The sequence below is a fragment of the Pseudomonas reactans genome (assembly GCF_013387025.1).
GTDB lineage: Bacteria > Pseudomonadota > Gammaproteobacteria > Pseudomonadales > Pseudomonadaceae > Aquipseudomonas > Aquipseudomonas reactans.
The window spans coordinates 47,090-68,233 of sequence record NZ_JACAQP010000027.1; the positions used below are offsets into that span (position 1 = coordinate 47,090).

The 21,144-nt window shown below is 59.5% G+C and carries 19 protein-coding genes; 7 read left to right on the forward strand and 12 right to left on the reverse strand.

The genetic code is table 11. The features are described 5' to 3' along the window. A complete protein-coding gene (cobA, locus tag HX793_RS22055; protein ID WP_177095745.1) occupies positions 1–744 on the forward strand; it encodes a uroporphyrinogen-III C-methyltransferase in 744 nt (247 codons plus the stop codon). A gap of 60 nt (positions 745–804) precedes the next feature. Here cobA and HX793_RS22060 read toward each other — a convergent pair whose 3' ends face one another. The 8 genes from HX793_RS22060 to ppsA form a co-directional block, all read right to left on the reverse strand. Next, positions 805–1,785: an OmpA family protein gene (locus HX793_RS22060; protein WP_177004544.1), complete on the reverse strand. Its 981-nt coding sequence runs from the start codon at positions 1,783–1,785 to the stop codon at positions 805–807. A 107-nt stretch (positions 1,786–1,892) separates the two neighbouring features. After that, positions 1,893–2,483, reverse strand: coding sequence for an RNA polymerase sigma factor SigX (gene sigX / locus HX793_RS22065; RefSeq protein WP_003175518.1), 591 nt, complete (start codon positions 2,481–2,483; stop codon positions 1,893–1,895). A gap of 87 nt (positions 2,484–2,570) precedes the next feature. After that, positions 2,571–3,395, reverse strand: a complete 825-nt coding sequence (locus HX793_RS22070) for a mechanosensitive ion channel family protein (RefSeq protein ID WP_003175519.1) — start codon at positions 3,393–3,395, stop codon at positions 2,571–2,573. Between the two features lie 2 nt (positions 3,396–3,397). Further along, complete coding sequence (locus HX793_RS22075) at positions 3,398–3,643, reverse strand: hypothetical protein (RefSeq protein ID WP_005790375.1); 246 nt, start codon at positions 3,641–3,643, stop codon at positions 3,398–3,400. An 86-nt stretch (positions 3,644–3,729) separates the two neighbouring features. Beyond that, positions 3,730–4,725: a divalent cation transporter CmaX gene (gene cmaX, locus HX793_RS22080; protein WP_016979263.1), complete on the reverse strand. Its 996-nt coding sequence runs from the start codon at positions 4,723–4,725 to the stop codon at positions 3,730–3,732. Positions 4,726–4,738: 13 nt separating this feature from the next. After that, positions 4,739–5,230: a ribonuclease E activity regulator RraA gene (rraA, locus tag HX793_RS22085; RefSeq protein WP_028617513.1), complete on the reverse strand. Its 492-nt coding sequence runs from the start codon at positions 5,228–5,230 to the stop codon at positions 4,739–4,741. Between the two features lie 188 nt (positions 5,231–5,418). Further along, positions 5,419–6,408 (reverse strand): alpha/beta fold hydrolase, encoded by a 990-nt coding sequence (locus HX793_RS22090; protein ID WP_177095747.1) that lies wholly within the window; start codon positions 6,406–6,408, stop codon positions 5,419–5,421. A gap of 105 nt (positions 6,409–6,513) precedes the next feature. Beyond that, positions 6,514–8,889, reverse strand: coding sequence for a phosphoenolpyruvate synthase (gene ppsA, locus HX793_RS22095; protein ID WP_016979260.1), 2,376 nt, complete (start codon positions 8,887–8,889; stop codon positions 6,514–6,516). 178 nt (positions 8,890–9,067) lie between these two features. Here ppsA and ppsR point away from each other — a divergent pair, with 178 nt between their 5' ends. Beyond that, positions 9,068–9,886, forward strand: a complete 819-nt coding sequence (gene ppsR / locus HX793_RS22100) for a posphoenolpyruvate synthetase regulatory kinase/phosphorylase PpsR (RefSeq protein ID WP_003193298.1) — start codon at positions 9,068–9,070, stop codon at positions 9,884–9,886. A gap of 110 nt (positions 9,887–9,996) precedes the next feature. Here ppsR and HX793_RS22105 read toward each other — a convergent pair whose 3' ends face one another. After that, a complete protein-coding gene (locus HX793_RS22105; RefSeq protein WP_177095749.1) occupies positions 9,997–11,421 on the reverse strand; it encodes an aminotransferase-like domain-containing protein in 1,425 nt (474 codons plus the stop codon). A 160-nt stretch (positions 11,422–11,581) separates the two neighbouring features. Here HX793_RS22105 and HX793_RS22110 point away from each other — a divergent pair, with 160 nt between their 5' ends. From HX793_RS22110 to HX793_RS22130, 5 genes are read left to right on the forward strand one after another with little or no spacing between them, the layout of a single operon-like run. After that, on the forward strand, positions 11,582–12,475 hold the full coding sequence (locus HX793_RS22110; protein WP_161630257.1) for a DMT family transporter: 894 nt from the start codon (positions 11,582–11,584) through the stop codon (positions 12,473–12,475). A gap of 41 nt (positions 12,476–12,516) precedes the next feature. Continuing rightward, on the forward strand, positions 12,517–14,379 hold the full coding sequence (moeB, locus tag HX793_RS22115; protein WP_177052333.1) for a molybdopterin-synthase adenylyltransferase MoeB: 1,863 nt from the start codon (positions 12,517–12,519) through the stop codon (positions 14,377–14,379). 15 nt (positions 14,380–14,394) lie between these two features. Further along, positions 14,395–15,309 carry a PLP-dependent cysteine synthase family protein gene (locus HX793_RS22120; RefSeq protein ID WP_025999978.1) on the forward strand — a complete coding sequence of 305 codons (915 nt, stop codon included), beginning with the start codon at positions 14,395–14,397 and terminating at the stop codon, positions 15,307–15,309. A 37-nt stretch (positions 15,310–15,346) separates the two neighbouring features. Next, entirely contained in the window at positions 15,347–16,339 is a 993-nt protein-coding gene (locus HX793_RS22125) for a serine O-acetyltransferase (protein ID WP_177095750.1), read from the forward strand. 2 nt (positions 16,340–16,341) lie between these two features. After that, positions 16,342–17,070 carry an alanyl-tRNA editing protein gene (locus tag HX793_RS22130; RefSeq protein WP_177052335.1) on the forward strand — a complete coding sequence of 243 codons (729 nt, stop codon included), beginning with the start codon at positions 16,342–16,344 and terminating at the stop codon, positions 17,068–17,070. A 118-nt stretch (positions 17,071–17,188) separates the two neighbouring features. Here HX793_RS22130 and HX793_RS22135 read toward each other — a convergent pair whose 3' ends face one another. From HX793_RS22135 to prpF, 3 genes are all read right to left on the reverse strand, one after another. Continuing rightward, positions 17,189–17,899 carry a hypothetical protein gene (locus tag HX793_RS22135; RefSeq protein ID WP_177052336.1) on the reverse strand — a complete coding sequence of 237 codons (711 nt, stop codon included), beginning with the start codon at positions 17,897–17,899 and terminating at the stop codon, positions 17,189–17,191. A 366-nt stretch (positions 17,900–18,265) separates the two neighbouring features. Continuing rightward, positions 18,266–19,750 (reverse strand): 2-methylcitrate dehydratase, encoded by a 1,485-nt coding sequence (gene prpD, locus HX793_RS22140; protein ID WP_177052337.1) that lies wholly within the window; start codon positions 19,748–19,750, stop codon positions 18,266–18,268. Positions 19,751–19,946: 196 nt separating this feature from the next. Then, positions 19,947–21,137, reverse strand: a complete 1,191-nt coding sequence (gene prpF, locus HX793_RS22145) for a 2-methylaconitate cis-trans isomerase PrpF (RefSeq protein WP_177095752.1) — start codon at positions 21,135–21,137, stop codon at positions 19,947–19,949. Between the last annotated feature and the right edge of the window lie 7 nt (positions 21,138–21,144).

Genomic DNA, 21,144 nt, shown 5'->3' on the forward strand with positions numbered 1-21,144 from the left:
ATGAATGCAAAAGTCTGGCTGGTGGGCGCGGGACCCGGTGACCCGGAGCTGTTGACCCTCAAGGCGGTACGCGCCCTGTGTGAGGCCGATGTGGTACTGATTGATGACTTGGTCAACCCGGCAGTGTTGGAGCATTGCGCGGACGCGCGGGTGGTCACCGTGGGTAAACGCGGCGGCTGCCGGTCAACGCCGCAGGATTTTATCCACCGCCTGATGCTGCGCTACACGCGCCAGGGCAAGTGCGTGGTACGGCTCAAAGGCGGCGACCCGTGCATTTTCGGACGCGGCGGTGAAGAGGCAATGTGGCTACGTGAGCGCGGCGTCGAGGTGGAGTTGGTCAACGGCATTACTGCGGGGCTGGCGGGTGCGACGAATTGCGCGGTGCCGTTGACTTTGCGCGGGGTGAGTCGTGGCGTGACCCTGGTCACAGCGCATACCCAGGACGACAGTAGCCTGAATTGGCGTGCGCTGGCAGAAGGTGGGACCACTCTGGTGGTGTACATGGGCGTGGCGAAACTGGAGGAAATCCGCCAGCAACTGCTCGACGGTGGAATGGCAGCGGATATGCCGGTGGCGATGATCGAGAATGCATCGTTGCCCCAGCAAAGGGAATGCCGCAGCGAACTGGTGCACATGCATCGAGATGCGCTGGCATTTGCCTTGAAGAGCCCGGCCATCCTGGTGATCGGCCGTGTTGCCGCCCCGGGGCAAGTCGCTTGCCTCGCTCAAGCCGCCAGCGCCTGAGGCAAATTCCAGGCAAAAAAAAGCCCGGCCTAAGCCGGGCTTTTTTCTACCACTCAGTAATTACTGAGCTTGAGCTTCAACCGACGCTTCTACGCGACGGTTAACAGCACGACCTGCTTCAGTTGCGTTGTCAGCAACTGGGCGGGATTCGCCGTAACCTACTGCGGTGATACGGCTAGGAGCAACGCCGTCTTTAACCAGGACTTGCTTAACAGCGTCAGCACGACGCTGGGACAGCTTCTGGTTGTAAGCGTCTGGACCGACGGAGTCAGTGTGACCAGCAACTTCTACGTTGGTAGCTGGGTACTGAGCCATGAAGTCGGCCAGGTTTTTCACGTCGCCGTAGCTGTTAGGCTTAACAACCGACTTGTCGAAGTCGAACTTAACGTCCAGCTCAACACGTACAACCTGGGCAACTGGAGCTTCTGGCTCTGGAGTTGGCTCTGGAGCTGGTGCTGGGGTAGGAGCTGGAGCAACTGCGCCAGCGTTACCGCCGAAGTTTACGCCCAGGCCGACCAGTGCGGAGTAGTCCCACTTGCCGTTGTCCAGACCGTAGTCAGCTTCAACACCGGCACGAGCGTACAGGTTGTTGGTGAAGTAGTACTTCACGCCAGTACCAACGGTAGCGAAGGTAGTCTGATCGCGACCGCTGTGGCCGTCAGCTTTGACGTTGCCACGGCTCTGGTGGCCGAAACCGCCTTCTACGTATGGACGCAGGCTGTCTACGCCAGCTTGACCGAAGTGATACTGGGCAACCAGGCTGCCGGTATCGCCTTTGATCTTCTGGTTACCAGTACCGTCGTTCGAACGGGTGTGGTTGGTTTTGTCGTAGGACAGGTTCAAGGACAGGTCGTCGGTCAGGAAGTAACCGATGCGAGCGCCAGGATTGAAGCCGTCTTCGATGTGCTTGACGCTATCGTTGTACTGCTTCTTGTAGAACAGCTCGCCTTCAACTGCGCCTTGGCCTTGTGCCAGAACGCCGAAAGAAGTAGCGGCAATAAGAGAACCAATGGCCAAGCCCAAGGTGTTTTTCAGTTTCATCCGTTAAATCCCCATCTGGTGATTGTAAAGCAGTCCCACAAACCGGGGGACAACTCGGCGACAAGTCTAACAGAACTTGCCTACACGTAAGAGATATTTGCCACGCACTAAGTTTCAGTCTCGCCCGCAAATTTCTCACGTAATTTATCAAGAGCACGTTTGTAACGCATTTTTGTAGCACTCAAACCCATGTGCATGATGTCAGCGATTTCCTGAAATTCCAGCTCTGCGACAAATCGTAGCACCAGAATTTCCCGGTCAATCGGGTTCACATACACCAACCAGCGATCAAGTCCGCCCTTCTCCTCGGGTGCCGGCGCCTTCTCTTCAGACGCTTCCTCAAGGGGGTCCAGACTCAACGCGTCCATCAAGCGACGCTTTCGCCGTTCCTTACGATACTGCGTGATGCACTCGTTGTACGTGATGCTATATAGCCATGTCTTGAACTTCGATTTGCCCTCGAAGTTCTTCAGGCCATACAGCACCTTGAGCATCACTTCCTGACAGACATCATCCGCATCTCTATCGTTCCCTAAATACCTTGAACAAACGTTGAACAGAGTGCGTTGATATCTGCGCATCAATTCTTCATACGCGCGAGTTACGTGAAATAGCTCCGTGTGCGCGCGCGCGACCAACTCCTCATCAGAGAGCTCACGGGGGTCATAGCGCGTGGACAGCGTTTGGGCTTTATTCAAAACAAGTCGTGCCGACAGTCAGGTCAATGTCCGCCACAGCCCGGTAAGCCGGGTTTGCGGCGGCGTACATTAGCAGGGTTTGCCGGATTAGCGGCTACTGACCTGCTGCTCCAGGAGAATCCGATTGGACAACGACACCAGGTCGCCGTCATCGGTCAGCACCGTCGTCTTGACTGTGCCGATCTCCTCGATTTGCCCTTCGACCTCGCCCACACGCACCTGTTGCCCCACTTGATACAACTCACGCACATAGATTCCCGCGAGAATCTGACCGGCAATTTCCCGGCTTCCCAAGCCCATGGCCAGCGCAACGGCCAGACCAACGGTAATCAAAACGATCACAATCACGTGGTTGAGCAGGTCAGTCTTGACCTCCAACTGGCTGATCGCGACCGAAATGCTGATGATGATCACCAAGCCCTGGGCAATTCGCCCCAGGCCCGCAGCATAGTCCAGCCCCACGCCTTCAGCGGCGCCGCGCACCAGCCCATTGGCCAGTTGCGCCAGCAAAACGCCTACCAGCAGCACCAGCGCGCCGCCGAAAACCTTCGGCAAATACAGCGCCAGCATGTCGAGCGTAGCTGAAACTCGCTCAAGTCCAAGGGATTGAGCCGCAGAAACCAGAAAAATCAGCAAAACAAACCAATAAACGATCTTGCCGATCAAGGTGGAGATCGGCACTTGCAGGCCGGCTCGGCCCAGCAGTTTGGTCAGGCCGGTACCCGCCATCAACCGATCGAGGCCCAGTTTTGCGAGCAGTTTGGACAGCAGGGTGTCGAGCAGCTTGGCTACGACAAAGCCCAGCAATACCAGGACCAGGGCACCAAACAGGTTGGGAATGAAGTTCGCCACCTTGGTCCACAATGCGGTCATCGCGGTGACCAGGCTCTGGGTCCAGAGATCAAGTTCCATATTCAATCAGCCTTATCAGCAGTGCGAGCAAGAGGTTTACGACGGGAAACCGGCGATACGTGGGCCGAACCGTTGTTCAGGGCCATCATCAACGCAGGCAGCCAGCGGCCGAGCAGACCGAACAGGTCACCCGCACCGACCTGGCGGTTGGCGGTTTTCAACACGCGGCCCAGGCAGGCATCGTCGTCGCGGTTGGACGGCGAAGCATTGAGCATGTCACGCAAAGACTGTTCGAACGGATCGTGCATAAAGACCTCTCGCAAGTGATTTAAAAGACGAGGGTAAAATTCTTGAGGTCACATAGGACCGTGCGTACGTTCAGGTCATATTCAGCTCAAACCCAGCGCAATCGTCGAAAAAGCCACCATTGTCCCAGTGCAACCGAGACCATCAACAGGCACGCCACCATGAATCCATAGGGGCTGGCGGAGAACGGAATACCGCCCACATTGATCCCCAGCAGACCGGTCAAAAAACTCATCGGCAGGAAGATCCCGGTGATGATCCCGAAGCGGTACATGGTGCGGTTCATGCGCACGCTCAAACGCCTGTCTTCGGCCTCCAGCACAAGCCCCACGCGCTCCCGGGTCAATTCGAGTTCTTCCAGGTAGCGGGTCAGGCTGTTGTTCAATTCGTTCCAGTAATCGGCATCGTCGTCACAGAACCAGGGCAATTTGATCCGCGTGAGCTGGGCAAAAATATCCCGCTGCGGCGCCAAAAATCGCTTCAGGCCAGCCGCTCGTCGGCGGATCTGCAGCACGCTGCCATGCTCCGGCGTATACCGTTCGTCGGTATCGAGTTTTTCTTCCTCGGCGTCGACGATTTCAGACAGGTCGGAGACCAGATCCTGCACTTTATTGGTCAGGTACTGCGCCATATAAAGGATGAGTTCCGACGCGGTCTTAGGCCCCTTGCCGTCCGCCAGTTGCACCAACAGTTCGTCAGTGGCGCGCAACGGGCGCAGGCGTAGGGAAATCACGCGGCTGGCGGCAGCAAAGATGCGTACCGAGACCATGTCTTCCGGCTCCGCACCGGGGTTAAGGTTGACCCCGCGCAGGAACAGCAGCAATTCCGAGTCCGGCAGCGGCAACAGGCGCGGGCGGGTGTTCTCTTCCAGCAACAAGTCACAGGCAAATTCGCTCAAGCCGCTGGATTTGCGCAGCCACGTCTGGGTTTGCGGATGGCTGCGATCCCAATGCAGCCACAGGCTCTCCTGGGGCTGCAGTTGCAAGTCGTCGAGCTCTGTCCGGGCAATCGAACGCGCACCGCCTTTACCGTCCAGCACGAGGGCATGCACCAGGCCCCATTGCGCGTTTTCTTCCTCGAACATCCTTACTCCTGTCTTATTCGGGCATTTTCAGCGGACTGGGGGAAACGATCACGCCATTGTTATCGGCGTAGATGTATTCACCCGGACGAAAGGTCACACCCGCGAAGGTGACGACCACATTCAGGTCGCCAATACCGCGCTTGTCAGTCTTCATCGGATGGCTGGCCAAGGCCTGTACACCCAGGTCGGTCTGGGCAATGACGTCTACATCGCGGATGCAACCGTAGATCACCAGCCCTTCCCAACCGTTTTTCGCCGCTTTCTCGGCAATCATGTCGCCCAGCAGCGCGCGACGCAGGGAGCCGCCACCGTCGACCACCAGCACCTTGCCGGCACCCGGCTGATCGGCTTGTTCCTTGACCAGGGAGTTATCTTCGAAGCATTTGACGGTGACGATCTCGCCGCCGAACGAATCCCGGCCGCCGAAGTTGCTGAACATCGGTTCGAGCACCTGCACCAGGTCCGGGTAGGCGTCGCACAGATCGGGGGTCACGTAATGGTTCATTGAAAAATTCCTTTCCGTCAAAGAGGTGTCTTTCGAAAGAAGCGCCAGCCAGAGCAGGTGCGAAACATCCCATTCGCCTCGCCGCAACGCAATAGCCACTGCGCGACTGAATATGACCAGAAGCGTTTAACGCGTCATATCTTAGCCGCAACCACACACGAGCGAAACGCCCTTGGCAGAGCGTTGCGTCAAACCGTGGCCAACACCTGCGCCTGCGCACCGGGCAACGGTGTGAGCGGATCTTTCAACCACTGCACCACCAATGGCCACACTTCGGCCTGGGCGGCTTTGCTCACCAGCATCTCGACATGCCCGAAATCCCCGGTAAAACCTTGCTGACGACCCAGGCACAGGTACTGACGATGCTCCGAGCCGACTTGCTCGAACAGCTTGCGACAGGCCCAGTCGGGGTCTTGATGATCCCCGGCTGCACTGACCGACAACAGCGGCACATCGACCTCTGCCAAGCCTTTCCACCAATCGTTCTTACCTTCGCCAAAGCGACCAAACAGTCCATTCCAGCGCATGGCTTCGATCATCACGCCCGCCGGCTCGTCCTCGGGGCCACGTTTCAGGCGCGAGCCGGACACTTCGCCAAAGCGCTTCAACAGCAGGCGGCCGGTCCACTCCACCGGTGGCAGTTTCAACGGCCAGTGGGTGCGACTGACCTGGCAGCCAAACAGTGCCACCGAAGCCACGGCCGGCGTGCCTAGGTGCTGACCGCCTAGCGCCGCTGCCAAGCTGGTGCCACCCAGGGAATGGCCGATCCAGTGGGGAATCTGCCCGCTTTGCTCACGCACGAACGCGCCGATGGCCGGCAAATCGTAACGTGCATAGTCAGCGACGCGGTTGCGGGCGTAGTCATGATTGCGCTTGGACAGGCCATGGCCGCGCATTTCCGGGATCCAGACATCAAACCCCTCGCGCGCCAGGTAAGCGCCCAGGCCGATCCCCTTGGGCGAATACCAGAAGCGTCGGTTGGAAAAACTGCCGTGCAATAAAATAACCGGGATGCCCCGGTTTTCCGGGACGTCGGCCAGGCCTAAACGGGTAACCGCCAGCTCGACGGTGCCGTCGGGGCTGTTACCGGGTTTGAGGCGATACACGTCTTCACTCAGGTCGCCACGACGTTCAGCGCTGATCAGGGCGACGGGAAACAGGTTGCTGCTGCTTTGCATAATGCTCTTGCACAAAAAAGGGCGACGTCCGCAAGGATTCCGCCCTGTACAGATAAGAATGCCGGTCACCCACGACGGGTGACCGGCACTTTTGACGTAACGACCTTAGACGGACGCTTGGCCTTCCGCCAGGAAGAACCAGGTTTCCAGCACGGAATCGGGGTTCAGTGACACGCTTTCGATGCCCTGCTCCATCAGCCATTTGGCCAGGTCCGGGTGGTCGGAAGGGCCTTGGCCGCAGATACCGATGTACTTGCCAGCCTTGTTGCAGGCCTGGATGGCGTTGGCCAGCAGCTTCTTGACCGCAGGATTTCGCTCGTCGAACAGGTGCGCGATGATCCCGGAGTCACGGTCCAGGCCCAGGGTCAGCTGGGTCAGGTCGTTGGAGCCGATGGAGAAACCGTCGAAGAACTCCAGGAATTCTTCGGCCAGGATGGCGTTGGACGGCAGTTCGCACATCATGATCACGCGCAGGCCGTTTTCACCACGGGACAGGCCGTTCTCAGCCAGCAAGTCCACCACCTGGCTCGCTTCGCCCAGGGTGCGCACGAACGGTACCATGATCTCGACGTTGGTCAGGCCCATCTCGTTGCGCACGCGCTTGAGGGCGCGGCATTCGAGTTCGAAGCAGTCACGGAACGCTTCGCTGATGTAGCGCGAGGCGCCACGGAAGCCCAGCATCGGGTTTTCTTCTTCCGGCTCGTAAAGCTTGCCGCCGATCAGGTTGGCGTATTCGTTGGACTTGAAGTCCGACAGACGCACGATGACCTTTTTCGGGTAGAACGCCGCCGCCAGGGTGCTGATGCCTTCCACCAGCTTCTCGACGTAGAAACCCACCGGGTCGTTGTAGCCGGCGATACGCTTGTCGACGCTTTCCTTGATGTCCAGCGGCAGGCCGTCGTAATTCAGCAGGGCCTTGGGGTGCACGCCGATCATGCGGTTGATGATGAACTCCAGGCGGGCCAGGCCCACACCGGCGTTTGGCAATTGCGCGAAGTCAAAGGCGCGGTCCGGGTTGCCGACGTTCATCATGATCTTGAACGGCAGGTCCGGCATAGCGTCGATGGAGTTCTGCTTGATATCGAAGCCCAGCTCGCCTTCAAAGATGAAACCGGTGTCGCCCTCGGCGCAGGAAACAGTCACGCCTTGGCCGTCTTTCAACAGCTGGGTCGCGTTGCCGCAGCCCACGACCGCAGGAATCCCCAGTTCACGGGCGATGATCGCCGCGTGGCAGGTACGCCCGCCACGGTTGGTGACGATGGCGCTGGCGCGCTTCATCACTGGTTCCCAGTCCGGGTCGGTCATGTCGGAGACCAGTACGTCGCCTGGCTGGACTTTGTCCATCTCGGACACGTCCTTGATGATCCGCACCTTGCCGGCGCCGATGCGCTGGCCGATGGCACGGCCTTCCACCAGCACGGTGCCGGTTTCTTTGAGCAGGTAGCGCTCCATGACATTGGCCGAGGTACGGCTCTTCACGGTTTCCGGACGGGCCTGCACGATGTACAGCTTGCCGTCGTCACCGTCCTTGGCCCACTCGATGTCCATCGGGCACTTGTAGTGCTTTTCGATGATCATCGCTTGTTTGGCCAATTCGCTGACTTCAGCGTCGGTCAGGCAGAAACGCGCGCGTTCGGCCTTGTCGACTTCAACGGTTTTCACCGAGCGACCGGCCTTGGCCTCGTCGCCGTAGATCATCTTGATGGCCTTGCTGCCCAGGTTGCGGCGCAGGATGGCCGGGCGGCCGGCTTCAAGCGTGTGCTTGTGTACGTAGAATTCGTCGGGGTTGACCGCGCCTTGTACGACGGTTTCGCCCAGGCCGTAGGCGCCGGTGATGAACACCACGTCACGGAAGCCCGATTCGGTATCGAGGGTGAACATCACGCCAGCAGTGCCGGTTTCCGAACGCACCATGCGCTGCACACCGGCAGACAGGGCCACCAGCTTGTGGTCGAAACCTTGGTGCACACGGTAGGAAATGGCGCGGTCGTTGAACAGCGAGGCGAACACTTCCTTGGCCGCGCGGATCACGTTTTCAACGCCGCGGATGTTCAGGAAGGTTTCTTGCTGGCCTGCGAAAGAAGCATCCGGCAAGTCTTCGGCGGTGGCCGAGGAGCGCACGGCAACGGCGACGTCCGGGTTACCGGCCGACAGCGCGGCGAAGGCGGTGCGGATTTCTTCGTTGAGCTTCTCGGGGAACTCGGCTTCCATGATCCATTGGCGGATCTGGGCGCCGGTCTTGGCCAGGGCATTGACGTCATCGACGTCCAGGGCGTCCAGCGCGGCGTGGATCTGAGCGTTGAGGCCGCTCAGTTCGAGGAAATCGCGGTAAGCCTGGGCCGTGGTGGCGAAACCACCGGGCACCGACACACCAGCGCCTGCAAGATTACTGATCATCTCGCCGAGGGATGCGTTCTTGCCCCCCACGTGCTCTACATCATGGACGCCGAGCTTATCGAGGGAAACTACGTACTCTACCAAGGTGATCTCTCCACTAACTGTGTTGGAAAAGCTCAGGACGCCGGCTGCTCAGTAGGAGCGAGTGCCAGCGCTTGTGGCCTGGACCTGGAAAATAAGTGAGAATGCGGCCCACTGCGGGACGGCAAAATCGCGCCTATCATATCCAAGATTCGCCATCAGCTTAAGGCCCAGGGCTCAAATGAAACGATCTGCTTTCTTTATCTCCGACGGCACCGGTATCACAGCCGAAACATTGGGTCAAAGCCTGCTCGCGCAGTTCGAAAACATTACCTTCGCCAAATTCACGCGACCGTACATCGACAGCGTGGATAAAGCGCGGGCCATGGTACAACAAATCAATCTGGCGGCTGAAAAAGACGGTTTTCGCCCGATCATTTTCGACACCATCGTCAATCAAGACATCCGTGAGATTCTCGCAACGTCGAATGGTTTCATGATCGACATCTTCTCGACGTTCCTGGCGCCACTGGAACAAGAGCTGAGTGAACACTCGTCGTACTCGGTAGGAAAGTCCCATTCCATTGGGCACAACTCCAACTATATGGAGCGTATCGAGGCGGTGAACTTCGCCCTCGACAACGACGACGGCGCCCGCACCCACTACTACGACAAGGCCGACCTGATCCTGGTGGGCGTGTCCCGCTGCGGCAAAACGCCCACCTGCCTGTACATGGCCATGCAATTCGGCATCCGCGCGGCCAACTACCCGCTGACCGAAGACGACATGGAGCATTTGACGCTGCCGGCCGCCCTGCGCGCGCATTCGCACAAGCTGTTCGGGCTGACCATTGATCCGGATCGGCTGACGGCGATCCGCAATGAACGCAAGCCCAACAGCCGGTACTCCAGCTATGCGCAGTGCGAGTTCGAAGTACGTGAAGTAGAAAATCTGTTCCGTCGCGAGAATATTGCGCACATCAATTCCACGCATTTTTCGGTGGAAGAGATTTCGGCGAAGATTCTGGTGGAGAAGGGTGTGGAGCGTAGGTTCAAGTAATCCACGACCACTTGTAGGAGCGGAGCTTGCCCGCGAAAATCGTCAACGATAACGCGGGGAAACCTAGAAAACCGCGGCGCCCAGGCGTTTTTTCGCGAGCAAGCTCGCTCCTACAGTTGAAACCTGCCTCCCCCTTGCCCCAGCGCCGTCGCCAACGCATCAAACCCCGCCCGCAACAACTGATCATCCCCCGACGTATTGCAGATGCTCGCCCGAATAAATTGCGGCACGGCCGTCTGCCCCACGGCAAACGCTTCGGCGGTGGCGATCAGGTAATTATTCTGCTTGAGCTCCGCCTCGATTTCCGACGCCCGCCATGGCTCCGGCACTTCGACCCAGAAATGCGGGCTATTGAGATGGGTGCGATATTCCAGACCGGCCAGCAGGTCCCGGACCAAGGCCTTACGCCGGCTGATCTCGTTGATCTGTTGGCGCAACAGGTACTCCGCCGTGCCGTTTTCGATCCACTGGGTGGCAAGCTCTAGAGTGACAGGCGTGGCCATCCAGCAAGTCGAACGCAGCGCCGCCGAAATACGGCTGACCAACGCCGGTGGCGCATGCACATAACCCACACGCAGCCCGGCCGACACGGCTTTGCTCAGGCTACTGATCAAAATCGTACGCTCGGGGGCGAAATGGCTGAGAGGCGGCGGCCGGTCCTCGACCAGTACACCGTGGGCCTCGTCCTCAAGAATCAACAGGTTGTGCTCGCGACACACTTTGACCAAGGCTTCGCGGCGCGCCACCGAAAGTACCGCCGTGGTCGGATTCTGGATCGTCGGTGTGCAGTACAGCGCTGAAACCCGGTGATTTCGACAGACTTCATCCAGCGCGCCCGGCAGCACGCCTTCTTCATCCATCTCCAGGCCGATCAACCGGATACCCAGCATCCGCGCGGCGGTAATCAGGCCCGGATACGTCAGTTGCTCGGTGACCACGGTATCGCCGGCCCGTAACAGCGCCATCATCGAACACAGCAAGCCGTGCTGGCCGCCATTGACGCAGATAACCTGCTCGGGGATCGGATGAAAATCACGCTGCACCAGCCATTGCGCGCCCGCTTCACGGTAGCGCGGCAGGCCAGCGTCCGGTGTGTAGGCGCTGATGTCCTGGAGGAATTTGGCGTTGGTCGACAGGGTCTGGAAGCTCTGGGCCAGGAACACGGTTTCCTGACCGGGGATGTGCATATTGCGGCTCATGTCGAAGTACTGGCGCGGCTCTTCGCTGAAGTTGCGAAAACCTTCATCGCGCTGGCGCTCCATCCCACGCTTGCGCACGAAAGTGCCGTCACCGACCCGCGCCACAACCAACCCCAGGCGTTCCAGTTCGCCGTAGGCCCGGCTGATGGTGCCGATCGTCACACCCAGGTTGTCGGAAAGCACCCGATGAGGCGGCAGTTTTCTTCCCGGTTCAATCAAGCCTTCGAGGATGCCCCGTTCCATGACATCGGACAGGCGCTTGTACTTCACGCCCTGACCGTTGGACAACCCCTCACGCATAATTGACACCATGTCAATATTTGTTTTGACAGCCATCTTTTGCCCTAATAGTGTGCTTTTACGGGTTCAATCGCCGGATTTTACAACTCATTACAAGCTCAATATAGAGTTCAATTTCGGCTCAGGGAAGCAATAAACGATGCCAATGTCCGCCGTTCTCGAAAACACCGCCAAGACAAAAACCCAAAAACAGTGGTTGGCAGGGCTGATCACCAGCGTGATGTTCCTGATCGTGTGCCTGAGTTGGGGCACCACGTGGCTGGGGATCAAGATTGCCGTGGAGAGCGTGCCGCCACTGACGTCCGCCGGCCTGCGCTTTCTGATCGCCTTCCCGCTGTTCCTGTGCTTTGCCATGGTGCGCCGCGAACCGATCCTGTTCCCCCGCGAGAGCCGCTGGTTCTTCGTGTTCGTGACCCTGTCCTACTTCAGCGTGCCCTACTACCTGCTCAACTACGGCGAGATGCATGTCTCGTCCGGCCTTACCGCACTGCTGTTCAGTTGCATGCCGGTGTTCATCCTGATTTTCTCTGCACTGTTCCTGCGCGAGCGCATCTACTTTTCCCAGGTGGTCGGCATCGGCATCGGTTTCGGCAGCCTCTACATGATCATCAAGAGCCAGGGCCTGCACTTGGACCACGCGGAGTTCTTCGGCGTATTGGCGATTCTGACCGCAGCGATCATGCATGCCTTGTGCTACGTGATTACCAAGCAGAAAGGCAGCGCCATCAGCGTGATCACCTACAACACCCTGCCCATCGGCATTGCCGGGCTGATGCTGTTCGTCGCCGGGCTGTGGTTTGAAACGCCGACCTTCGAAACCATCACCCTGCGCTCGTGGGGCGCGCTGTTCTACCTCGGGCTGGTGGCCTCGGTAGGCGGGTTCATCGTGTACTTCATGCTGCTCAAGCGCTTGAGCCCGATCATCCTGTCGTTCGTGTTCATCATCTTCCCGGTGTTCGCGGTGATCATCGGCGCCTGGTACGAAGGCGTGTCGATTTCCCGCGACCTGATGCTGTATTCGGCCATCCTGCTGGCCGGCTTTGCGATCACCAAACTGCCCGTTGAAAAACTCCTGGCCAAGAAAAATTGACCCCTGCCCTGCCCCATCAACTTCAGCCACGCGAGAGAAACATGGACGTCCTCCGCCCCAAAGCCCTGGAACAGATCTACGCCCACGCCAGCCGCAGCTACCCCGAGGAATGCTGTGGTTTTGTCTTCGCCGACGGCAGCGTGTACCTGGGCAGCAATATCCAGAATGAACTGCACCGCAAGAACCCCGAGATGTACCCGCGCAGCGCGGCCAACGGCTACACCTTCTCGGTGGCCGACACCCTGCTGATGAACAAGGCGTTGCGCAGCGACAACCCGGTGGTGGTGATCTACCACTCGCACCCGGATGTGGGTGCCTATTTCAGCGATGAAGACCAGGACAAGGCGCTGTTCATGGGCGAGCCGATCCACCCCGTCAGCTACCTGGTGGTCGACGTTCGCCAGGGCCAGGCCCTGGGCTCCAAGCTGTTTGCCTGGGATGGCAAGCATTTCGCCCTTCAACCTTTCAACGACCTGCACACGGAGTTGTCCATGAACGCTGTCTCTTTCCCCGACATTCTGGTTCGCGTGGCCAAGCTGCCGGAATCGACCCTCGAGGGCACCGGATCGACATTGCGCGAAGTCATTGAAAACCTCTGCAGCAGTCACCCTCAGTTGCGCCCGCACCTGTTTCACGAGAAGAACAACCAGCTCAAGGAGCACTTCCTGTTTACCGCCGAGGAAGAGCTGGTTGGCGCGGATGACCCACTGCCCGAGAAAGCCAGAATCGAGGTGCTGCTGGCCACGTCCGGCGGCATGGACGTCGACGCGCTGAGCAACGAAGAAGTACAACGCTACGTGCGCCACATCACCCTGCCCGGCGTGGGTCGCGAAGGTCAGTTGAACCTCAAGAAAGCCAAGGTGCTGATCATCGGCACTGGTGGCCTGGGTTCGCCGATCAGCCTGTATCTGGCCGCTGCCGGGGTCGGCACCCTGGGGCTGGTGGACTTCGATGTGGTGGAAAGCAGCAACCTGCAACGCCAGATCGTCCACGGTAACAGCACCCTCGGCATGCCCAAGGTAGAGTCCGCCAAGCAGCGCCTGCAAGACCTCAACCGCCACATCCAGATCAACGCCCACGACACCGCCCTGAACGCCGACAACGCCCTGGAGTTGGTGGGCGCCTACGACCTGGTGATCGACGGCACCGACAACTTCGATACTCGCTACCTGGTCAACGACGCTTGCGTGCAACTGGGCAAGCCCCTGGTGTACGGCGCGATCTACCGCTTCGACGGGCAGATCAGCGTGCTCAACTACAAAGGCGGGCCGTGCTACCGCTGCCTGTTCCCCAGCGCGCCGCCCGCAGAACTTGCGCCTAATTGCAGCGCCGGTGGCGTGATCGGTGTGCTGCCGGGTGTGGTCGGGATGATCCAGGCCACCGAGGCGATCAAGCTGTTGATCGGCATTGGTGAACCCTTGTCCGGTCGCTTGATGCGTTTCGATGCGCTGGCGATGAAGTTCAGCGAAATCCGTTTCAAGCGCCGCGCCGACTGCCCATGCTGCTCCGAGGCGCGCCACAGCGAAACCCTGGCATCGACCGCCTGCGCGGATGCCGTGCCCAGCCAACCGTCGCTGGCCGAAGAACGCTACATCAAGCCGCGCGTACTCAAGCAAGTACTCGAACACCCCAGCAGCGCCGATGTGCTGCTGGATGTGCGCGACGCCAGCGAACTGGAAGTGTGCAAATTGCCGGGCGTGGTGCATATCCCCCTGGCCGAACTGGACGGCCACCTCGACAGCCTCAGTCGGGACAATACCCATTACCTGATCTGCTACGCCGGCACCCGTGCTGAGCAAGCCGCCAGTACCTTGCTGGCGGCAGGTTTCGCCAACACCAAAGTCCTGCAGGGCGGCATGAAACATTGGGTTCGTGACGTCGAACCCGACATGCCGTTGTATTGAGCCGGGGGCTGAATGATGTTGCATAACTCCATCCTCGACGTGATCGGCCAAACGCCGATCGTGCGTCTGGCGCAGTTCTCCGAAGATCTCGGCATCGAGGTCTACGCCAAGCTGGAATCGCTCAACCCCGGCGGTAGCCACAAAGCGCGCATCGCCCTGGGCATGATCCTCGACGCCGAGCGCCGGGGCGTGCTGATCCGTGATTCCGGGCAGACCATCATCGAACCCAGTGGCGGTAACACCGGCATCGGCTTGGTGATGGCGGGCAATGTATTGGGCTACAAAGTGGTGCTGGTGATTCCCGACAACTACAGCCCGGAAAAACAGAAGCTGCTGCGTTTATACGGGGCCAAGGTGGTGCTGTCGGACAGCCGCCTGGGCAACAACTCTCACGGCGAAAAGTGCATGGAACTGCAGCTGGAAAACCCCAGCTACGTGATGCTCAACCAGCAGCGCAACGGCGCCAACCCACAGACCCATCGCGACACCACCGCACCGGAAATCCTGCGTGCCTTCGGTGAGCTGCGCGCCGACTACTTTGTCAGCGGCATCGGCACCGGGGGGCATATCACTGGCATCGGTGAAACCCTCAAAGCCGCCTGGCCGCAGCTGCGCGTCATGGGCGTGGAACCGGAAGAATGCGACCTGCTGAAAAACCAGCACGCACCGCATCACATTCAGGGCCTGTCGATCGGTTTGATCCCGAGCATTCTCAACCTGGACGTGATCGACGGCATGCTCAAGGTCTCGCGCCAGGACTGCATCGACATGATGAAACGCATCATGCGCACCGACGCTATCAGCCTGGGCCTGTCGTCCGCTGCCAACATGGTGGCCATCGCCAAGCTCGCCCCCGAACTGCCGCCCGAAACGGTGGTGCTGACCATGGTTTACGACAATGCCGACAGCTACCTGCCCAGTTTCGAATAACCGGGTTTCCAGCCAACCAGAATACGGGGGTGCCTCCATGGGCGGTTTTATCGACATGCAACAGTTGCACGATGAGCTGCTCACCCACCTCATCAAGACCCTCACGCCCGTCCAACTGAAACAGCTGGAACCGCATCTGGCCACGCTGATCCAGAATGCGGCGCAGGCGGTGGCCGAGGACCTGATCGCCTACGCCTACCGTGATCCGGCCTCACGTGGGCGCGGCGAGTTGATCCTGGAATCCTACGCCTCTTTCAAGGCGGTGCTGTATTACCGCCTGGCGCACCTGGTATGGCATTTTCCGGACCAGACCAACGGCGTGTTCTCGCGCATTGCCCTCAAGCTGAGCAACCAGGGCAAGGTGCTTTCCGGTGCAGAGATTCACCCGGCGGCGCGCATCGGCCGACGCTTCGTACTGGACCATGGCTACGGCACGGTGATCGGCGAAACCTGCGAAATCGGCAACGACTGCTACATCCTCTGCGGCGTGACCCTGGGCGCCCGTGGCATCGCCAACAACCCTGATGGCAAGCGCCATCCACGCCTGGGCAATAACGTCGAGGTCGGCTCCGGGGCCCGCGTGCTGGGCTATGTGTTGATTGGCGACAACGTGTTTATCAGCCCGTCCTGCGTAATCACCCAGGACGTTCCCGCCGGCACCAAAGTGAAGGTGGTGAACCAGATCCAGCTGCAAAAAAACGATGAATCGGACCACAGCAACTACCTCGGTGCCTTCGCCCTGGATGAGCGCTTGCACGTGGTGGGCGAAATCAACGCCAGCCATAAGGTGACCGTGCTGGACGCCGATTTCCACCCCCTGCCGGGGCTGATGCTGGAGCCCACGGTCAAGGAGCGCCACCACCTGCAATTTCGTCTGCACCGTGTCGAGTCGAGCACTCCATTGCCGCGCTTGCCGCTGAACCTGAAAGTCTGCGGGCCGGAATTCGAAATCACACTGCTCTCCCCCCCTGGCCTGAGTGCAATGGTGCGCTCCCTGCTGCAAGCCAGCCCACTGATCGTCGGAGGTTGAACATGTCCGTGCACACCATGGAAACCCTGGCGCTGTTCGACAGCGCGCCCTACCAGAACGCCTTCAGCGCCCGGGTGATTGCCGTCAGCGAACACGGTATTGCCCTGGAACACACACTGTTCTATCCCACGGGCGGAGGCCAGCCAGGCGACACGGGCCACCTCACACTGGCCGACGGTACGCGGGTCGAAGTGACCGGCACCGTGCGCGACCCGGTGCTGCGCTCGATCATCTGGCACCAGGTGGAACACTGCCCCGCGCAGCTGACCGCCGGGGTACAGGTGGATGCCGGCCTCGATTGGGACCGGCGCTACCAGCACATGAAAATGCACACCTGTTTGCACCTGCTGTGTTCGATCATCGATGCGCCGGTCACCGGATGCAGCATCAGTGCGGACAAGGGCCGGCTGGATTTCGACCTACCCGAAATGACCCTCGATAAAGACAGCATCACCCGCGACCTCAATGCGCTGATCGCACAGGCTCACGCGGTAAAAACCTTGTCGATGCCAGCTTCCGAATATTCGACTTTGCTACAGATCACGCGTACACAGGCAGTGGCTCCGCCGGTCATTCAAGGCTCGGTAAGGGTGATTGAAGTCGCCGGCATTGATATCCAGCCGTGTGGGGGCACCCATGTGATCAACACCGAAGAAATCGGCCGGGTGTTTTGCGAGAAGATCGAGAAGAAGAGCAAGCATAACCGTCGAGTCATCTTACGCTTTGAGTGAACCTGACGTTGATCCTGACAACGGAGCAACGTACAGGAATGAGCGTAGCTCCAGACGTTGGAGCCATCGCCATGTGCACATTAGTGCCTACAGGTTTCGCAGTGCGCCGATCCCAGCATCAGACGTTTTTGCCAGCGAGTTGCTGTTTCAACTCGGCAATCTGCTTTTTAAGCATTGAAACCGCTTCGACCACGCCCTCGGAGAGCTGTTTGGCCTCTTCATGAAGTTTTGCGTTTTCCTTGCTCAGCGCATCAATGTCCTCAGACCCAGACGACGTTTGCGCCTGGCTTGCTTCAGACGTATTGACGGGCGCTTGCTGCTGCGCACGGGCGCCACTGTTGCTTGGCGTAGAATCGCTGGACGGGCTCTGTGTAGCAGAGCCTCCTGATATTTTTTGCATCAGTTCCGTGAGGGCTTGGTGGAGTCGCTTGAACGCGCTGCCCAGTTCCTCCCTCAAACTGGCAAGTTGCTGACCGATACTCGTCTGGTCGCTGACCACCTGTTCAGCGGAATGGGGTGCAGCCCCCTTAGACGCCTGGCTGTCGGACGCGGAGGGAGAGTGTTCAGATGAGGACTGGTTGGCCTGGGCTGTTGCATCACGTCCGGCGCGATCACCCCTGCTCTGAGCCGATACCGCCGCATCCCCGGTAGCGGAGGGACTTGCGCCATTGAGTTGCTGCGTCAAACCGACGATTTCTTGTTGAAGCTTCTGGATTTCAATCGAAGCCTGTTCACCCAAGTGCTTTATACCCGTACGTAACTCATTGTTACTCTGAGCAAGCGCTGCCAGTGCACTGGCCCCTGCCTTAGACGAGGTCGAGTTGATCATTTGTCTGTGTGCAGATAAGCCACGACGGTCCTCCGTTGTGGCGCGCGGACGGTTCGGTACTGAAGGTTGATCAGAGCGCGCTACCGCCTGTTGGTCGGTCTCCTTCTGCCGGGAGCCCGAGGGTGACGCTTGCGCTGCCTGAGGGGTAACGGGCCGATGCGCTACAGAACTGCTATTCACGGAACTCATAAATACCTACCTATTCAGATTCAAAATGCACTCAGGAGGCGACAAACCAAAGCATGTCACCCGCCATTCTGATTGGCTCTTATCTGAAATCGGTTCCAGGCTTGTAGGAGCTATGGTTAGCGAGATATGTCAAAACACACTCAAGGTGTTAACCACGAACCCAGTTTTTCGACGCTTTTACATCACGAACACGTCCATAAACCGATTCACCGGCGTCACCTCAAGCCGCGCCTGATCCTTGCATAACGCAAAAATTTCAGCACTGCGCTGCCCGGTAAATCGCGTCGCCAGGTTGGCCTTGAACTTGTCCTCCAACAACGGAATGCCCTCCACCCGACGCCGGCGATGGCCAATTGGATACTCCACCGCCACCTGCTCGGTGCTGCTGCCATCCTTGAAAAACACCTGCACGGCATTGGCAATGGAGCGCTTGTCGGCCTCCAGGTATTCACGGCTGTAGCGTGGGTCTTCGACGATGACCATTTTGTCGCGCAACTCGTCGATGATCGGATGCGCAGCGTGGAAATCATCCTCGTACTGCTCGGCCACCAGGTTGCCGAATGCCAACGGCACGGCGGTCATGTATTGCAGGCAATGGTCGCGGTCAGCGGCATTGGCCAGTTGGCCGACTTTGGAAATGATACGGATCGCCGACTCATGGGTAGTGATCACGATGCGCTCGATTTCCTGCAGGCGGTCTTTCACCAACGGATGCAGCGTCACCGCGGCTTCACAGGCGGTTTGCGCATGGAACTCGGCGGGGAAGCTGATCTTGAACAGCACGTTTTCCATCACATAGGTGCCGTAGGGTTGGGCCAGGCTGAACGCCCGTTTGTCCTCCGGCTTGAGCGCCAAGTCCTTGTTGGTATGGCTGAACAGCACGTCATAGAAACCCCACTGCGGCGCGCTCAAGACACCCGGAATGCCCATCTCGCCCCGCAAGGCGATATCCGCCAGGCGCACGCCACGACTCGACGCATCCCCTGCCGCCCAGGACTTGCGCGAGCCGGCATTCGGTGCATGCCGGTACGTACGCAATGCCTGCCCATCGACAAACGCATGGGACAGCGCCGCCAGCAACTGCTCACGGTTGGCCCCCATCAGCTTGGCGGTGACCGCTGTGGAGGCGACTTTCACCAGCAGCACGTGGTCGAGGCCGACACGATTGAAGGAGTTTTCCAGGGCAATGACGCCCTGGATTTCGTGGGCCATGATCATCGCTTCCAGCACTGCGCGCATGGTCAACGGCGCGTCGCCATTGGCCACGCGTTTCTGCGACAGGTGATCGGCCACGGCGAGGATGCCGCCGAGATTGTCCGAGGGGTGGCCCCATTCGGCGGCGAGCCAGGTGTCGTTGTAGTCAAGCCAACGCACGATGCAACCGATGTCCCACGCGGCCTTGACCGGATCCAAGCGAAACGACGTGCCCGGCACCCGCGCGCCAAACGGCACCACCGTGCCCTCGACGATCGGTCCCAGGTGCTTGGTGCACTCGGGGAAACGCAGGGCCAGCAGTCCGCAGCCCAAGGTGTCCATCAGGCAGTTGCGGGCGGTGTCCAACGCATCCCGGGAATCGATCCGGTAGTTGAGGACATAGTCAGCAATGTCCTGCAGGACCTGATCGTAGTCCGGGCGGTTGTTCTGGTCGACGTTGGCGCTCATGGCAGTACTCCAAAAAGGGGTTGGGGTCAGTCCTCGGGCTCACGGTTGTCAAAAAGCAGATCTTGGATGCCTGCCTTGGAATAGATATCTCCTGTGTGCGGGCTTGCTCGCGAAGGCGGTGTGTCAGGCACTGAAATGTCACTGATCCACCGCATTCGCGAGCAAGCCCGCTCCCACATGGGTCCAGTATTGGACCTTAGAAGGCGTCACCGGGCACGCGCACGAAACCTTCCATAAGTACTCGGGCACTGCGGCTCATGATGGCTTTCTTCACCACCCATTCGCCGTTTACCTGGGTGGCTTCTGCGCCCACGCGCAAGGTGCCGGACGGGTGCCCGAAGCGCACCGCATTGCGCTCCACGCCACCGGCCGCCAGGTTGACCAAAGTCCCGGAAATTGCCGCCGCCGTGCCAATCGCCACCGCGGCGGTGCCCATCATTGCGTGGTGCAACTTGCCCATGGACAGTGCGCGCACCAGCAGGTCGACATCACCGGCCTTGATCGCCTTGCCACTCGACGCTACGTAGTCCAATGGCTTGGCCACAAACGCCACCTTCGGCGTGTGCTGGCGCTGGGCGGCTTCGTCCAGGTGCTTGATCAGGCCCATACGCAACGCGCCATAAGCTCGCACCGTCTCGAACATCGCCAGGGCTTTCGGGTCGCTATTGATCGCGCCTTGCAGCTCGGTGCCGCTGTAGCCGAGATCTTCGGCGTTGATGAAGATGGTCGGGATGCCGGCGTTGATCAGCGTGGCCTTGAAGGTGCCGACGCCGGGCACTTCCAGGTCGTCGACCAGGTTGCCGGTGGGGAACATCGAACCACCGCCGCCCTCTTCTTCCGCCGCCGGGTCCATGAACTCCAACTGCACTTCGGCGGCTGGGAAGGTCACGCCGTCCAGTTCAAAATCACCGGTTTCCTGCACCGCACCGTCGGTGATTGGCACATGAGCGATGATGGTCTTGCCGATATTGGCCTGCCACACCCGCACCACGGCCACGCCGTTGTGCGGGACGCGGGCCGGGTCGACCAGGCCGGCGCTGATGGCAAAGGATCCGACCGCCGCCGACAGGTTGCCGCAGTTGCCACTCCAATCCACGAACGGTTTGTCGATGGAAACCTGGCCGAACAGGTAGTCCACGTCATGCTCGGCGTGGGTACTTTTGGCCAGGATCACCGTCTTGCTGGTGCTGGAAGTGGCGCCGCCCATGCCATCGATTTGTTTGTCGTAGGGATCGGGACTGCCGATCACCCGCAACAGCAAGGCGTCGCGTGCGGCGCCCGGCACCTGCGCCGACTGGGGCAGGTCCTTGAGGCTGAAAAACACGCCCTTGCTGGTGCCGCCACGCATGTAGGTGGCGGGGATCTTGATTTGCGCTACGTGTGCCATGGTGTCC